2 protein-coding genes and 1 pseudogene are annotated in these 3715 nt (G+C 69.2%); all 3 read right to left on the bottom strand.

Features of this window, described 5'->3' with window-relative positions; translation table 11 throughout:
* Window positions 1-504: pseudogene (locus ACFWF3_RS27930) on the bottom strand (arpA protein); the annotation flags it as partial.
* A 180-nt stretch (window positions 505-684) separates the two neighbouring features.
* Entirely contained in the window at window positions 685-1356 is a 672-nt protein-coding gene (locus ACFWF3_RS27925; RefSeq protein ID WP_379316410.1) for an HAD family hydrolase, read from the bottom strand.
* Window positions 1357-1436: 80 nt separating this feature from the next.
* Complete coding sequence (locus ACFWF3_RS27920) at window positions 1437-3395, bottom strand: serine/threonine-protein kinase (protein ID WP_379316409.1); 1959 nt, start codon at window positions 3393-3395, stop codon at window positions 1437-1439.
* Between the last annotated feature and the right edge of the window lie 320 nt (window positions 3396-3715).

Genomic DNA, 3715 nt, shown 5'->3' with positions numbered 1-3715 from the left:
GACGGTGAATTCGTTGGTGTCGAAATGCCACGGATGCGACATCCCCGGCTCGACCACGTTCAGGCACAAACCTGCCAGTGGGTCGGCGAATTCGTGCAGATCCTCGAGTTCGAAACAATCGGCGACGAAGCGCTGGAACACCGGGTCGGTGTAGAGGCGCTGGATCAGCGCCTCGGCGGGGATCCGGTCGCGGGCCACGAACGCGTTTCCGCGATCGAGCACGATGCGCGCCGGATGGCCGGCGGGCAGGTCGGCGTCGAGGGGAATGTTGTAGGCGTTGACCCGCTCCACCTTGTAGTGGGCGTGCGGCGCGATCGCCTCCCCCTCGGCGCGCAGCGTGTCGAGCAGCTGCGGGCGGATGAACTCGCGCAGCACCGTACAACCGTCCTCGGCCAGCTCGGCGCGGGCGGCGTCGATAGCCGCCTGCCTGCCCGAACCACCGAGATCGGTGAGTGGATACCGTGCGATGTCGACGATTTCGTCAAGCCCCCGCGTGCCCGTCATGTACCCAGTTTGCGGGAATATTCGGGCGAGCGCCCGTGGTTTCGACAAATCGGGCGTATCCCGGGAAGATCACAATCGGGCGAAATCAACTGTGCGGCAACAGTTTTCGTAGATTCAACCTGGGTTTCGGTACTATCACGGTAGGCTATTACGCCCTATCACGCGCCGCTGTCGAAAGATTCACACGCGTGCGTCGAGTGCGACTCGCAGATCGTCGACCGACAAACCGATCAGCGACTCCCGGAATACCCGCCCCGGCGCCGCGGGAACCGCGATCTCGCACGGAATCACCAGCAGACCGCAGCCCGCGCCCTGCGCCGCGAGCGAACCGGTCGGCGAGTCCTCGATCGCGACACAGTCACCCGGGTCGACCCCGAGCAGTTCCGCGGCGCGGCGGTAGATGGCCGGATCGGGCTTGCCGTGCGCCACCTCGTCACCGCAGACGGAGGTGTCGAAGAAGTCGCGGCCGAGGGTATCGAGGCCGTATTCGGTGAGCGAACGCTTGGTGTTGGTCACCAGCGCGGACTTCATGCCCGCCTCGCGCACCATCGCCAGCGCGTCCTTGGCGCCGGGACGCCACGGGATCGGGCCGAGCATCAGCTCGGTGACCCGGCGCTCCAGGAACTCCCCCGCCTCGACGATCGTCTGCGGCGACGGGTCGAGGCCGATACCGTCGAAGAGCATGCGCAGCGCGTTGGGGCCGGAGGCGCCGATCAGGGCGTGGCGGACCTCGTCGGTCAGCTCGCGACCGTGTTCGCGGGCCAGTTCACGAACCGCGATGTCCCACAGCTTCTCCGAATCGAGCAGCGTGCCGTCCATGTCCCACAGCACCGCGGCCGGTCGCGCGCTCACCTGTTACTCGCCTCGTTCTCGTCACACATCGCCGAAGTGCCCGGCGCTCGCCGGACCCCGTTCAGGGTAACGGGTCCGCCTCAGACGCCCGATCCGGCGATCTGCAGGTTGCCCGCGTCGCCGGAGACCTGGATCCACCGGTTCTCCGAGGTCACGGTGCCATTGGCGAGCTGATAGGTGAGCGTGACGACCGCGCGGTTCGGCCCGTTGGGGGTGATCGAGCCGACAGTCACCGACCGCACCGACGACCAGAACGACGAGTACTGCCCGAACCCGCCGGTCTGCGCCTGGTAACCGGGAGCGAGCTGCGCCCACGCCCCGCCGATATTGCCGGGCAGCATGCCGTAGTACCCGGCGATGAACTGGTTGATCCGGTCCGGGGTCGGCGGACCGAACGGCGTGGTGGTGATGGTCGCGCTGGTCGGTTTCGCGGTGGTGGGGGTCGGCTTGGCGGATGTGCTGGTCGGGGTCGCACCGGCGCTCGTCGCACCGCTCGGCAGGGCTTCGGGCGGGGCAGACACGGTGATCGTTTCCTGCTCGGGCACGATGACGACCGTGCTCACCTTGCCGTCGACCACGGTCGTGACGGTGACCGGCGATGCCGGGACCTGCGCCTGCTGATCGGAGTCACCGCCCCGGTCACGGGTGACCACCAGCACCACCAGCATCACCGTGAAGGCGGCGACGGCCGCGGCCAACAGCAGCACGGCGCGGCTGTTGTTCGCGCGGTCGGTGCGCGACGGCGGGACGGGGAACGCCGGATGCAGGCCGGAGCCGTCCGTCGGCCCGGCCGCGGCCTCGGCGCGCAGCTGCGCCTGGGCACCGGCGCGTTCGACACCGTCCGCGGCCGAGGACGCGGCGTCGCGCGGCCGGACGAGGCCGGGATCGCCTGCCGCCGCCTGCCGCACCGCGCCTGCCTGCCCGGCCCCGCCTGTCGCCGCTCGGCCGATTGCCCCGTCCGCTCGGCTCGCCGCGTTGCCGCCCGCGCCCGACGCCGCACTCCCGCTCACGTCCGAGGCATGCGGTACGCCGGTCGAATTTCGGCCCGAGATGGCCGAGCGGGCAGCCTTGGCCTTCGCGAGACCGCTGCCGAACAACGCTGCCGCGCCCGACTTCGCCGTCGCGCCCCCGTTCGTGGGTGCGCCGGCAGGCGGAATCAGCGACGTGGCCGCCTCGCTCATCGGCAGAATCTTCGTGGCCGAGGCGGGCAGTGCCGGAACACGGCCCGCCGCAACGTCTTCCAGCGCGACCCGGGCCTGCGCCATCGTCGGCCGGTCGTCGGCGGACGCGGTCAGCAGCCACATCAGGACCGGGGCGAGCGGGCCCGCGTTCTTCGGCTCGGGCACCACACCGCGCGCGACGGCGTGCAGCACAGCCAGGGGGTTGTCGCCCTCACCGAACGGCGGAGCGCCTTCGGAGGCGGCGTACAGCGTGGAGCCGAGAGCGAACACGTCGGCGGCGGGTTTCGGGTTGTCGCCGCGGGCGATCTCGGGCGCCAGATAGGCGGGGGTGCCCGCCAGGAAGCCGGTGGCGGTGACGGTGACGTCGCCGGTCGCGTGCGAGATGCCGAAGTCGGTGAGTTTGACCGTGCCGTCGTCGCCGACGAGCAGGTTGGCCGGTTTCACATCACGGTGCATGATCCCGGCGTCGTGCGCGGCCGACAGCGCGGCGGCGGCCTGGGCGCCGATCCCCGCCACCTCGATCGGCGGCAACGTCACCCCACCCGCCAGCTTCACCGCGAGGCTCGGCGCGTTCATGTATTCCATGACCAGCCACGGCTGGCCGTCCTCTTCGGCGACATCGAAGACGGTGATGGCGTTGGGATGGTGCAGACGGGCCGCGATCCGGCCCTCCCGCATCGCACGCAGTTTTCCTTCGAGTGCTTGCGTACCGGTGAGACCGGGTGCGAGCAGCACTTGCTTCACCGCGACAGTGCGCCGCAGCCGGACATCGGTGGCGCGCCACACGACCCCCATCGCGCCCGTGCCGATCGGGTCGGTGAGTCGATAGCGTCCCGCGATCAACCGATCCGATGTCATATCGTGTGCCCCTCCTGTTTACCGCTGAGTCGTCTCGCCCTCCGCGCCACAGCGGGATGAAACTTTCGAAAATCCTACGTGCTGAACTGCTTCGATCCTGTTGCGGGACAGCCCGGTCCATGGACCCAGCGCCGCATCGTGACCAGACTCACATGCGTCGCAACGACAATCGGACCGGTCCGCGGGACCGGTCCGATCTGCCGACGCGTGTATCTCTGTGCCTGCAGTCTCTCAGGCGTTGAAGTATTTCGCCTCCGGATGCAGCAGCACGAACGCGTCCGTCGACTGTTCGGGGTGCAACTGCAGTTCCTCCGACAGCG

The sequence above is a fragment of the Nocardia sp. NPDC060220 genome (genome assembly GCF_042727815.1).
Lineage (GTDB): Bacteria > Actinomycetota > Actinomycetes > Mycobacteriales > Mycobacteriaceae > Nocardia.
Note: the sequence above shows the minus strand (reverse complement) of the source record. Positions and strands in the feature narration are given on the sequence as shown.

What these genes read in the sequence shown, in the direction of transcription:
- ACFWF3_RS27920 (WP_379316409.1), bottom strand. Translation starts at nt 3,395, where the DNA reads ATGACATCGGATCGGTTGATCGCGGGACGCTATCGACTCACCGACCCG.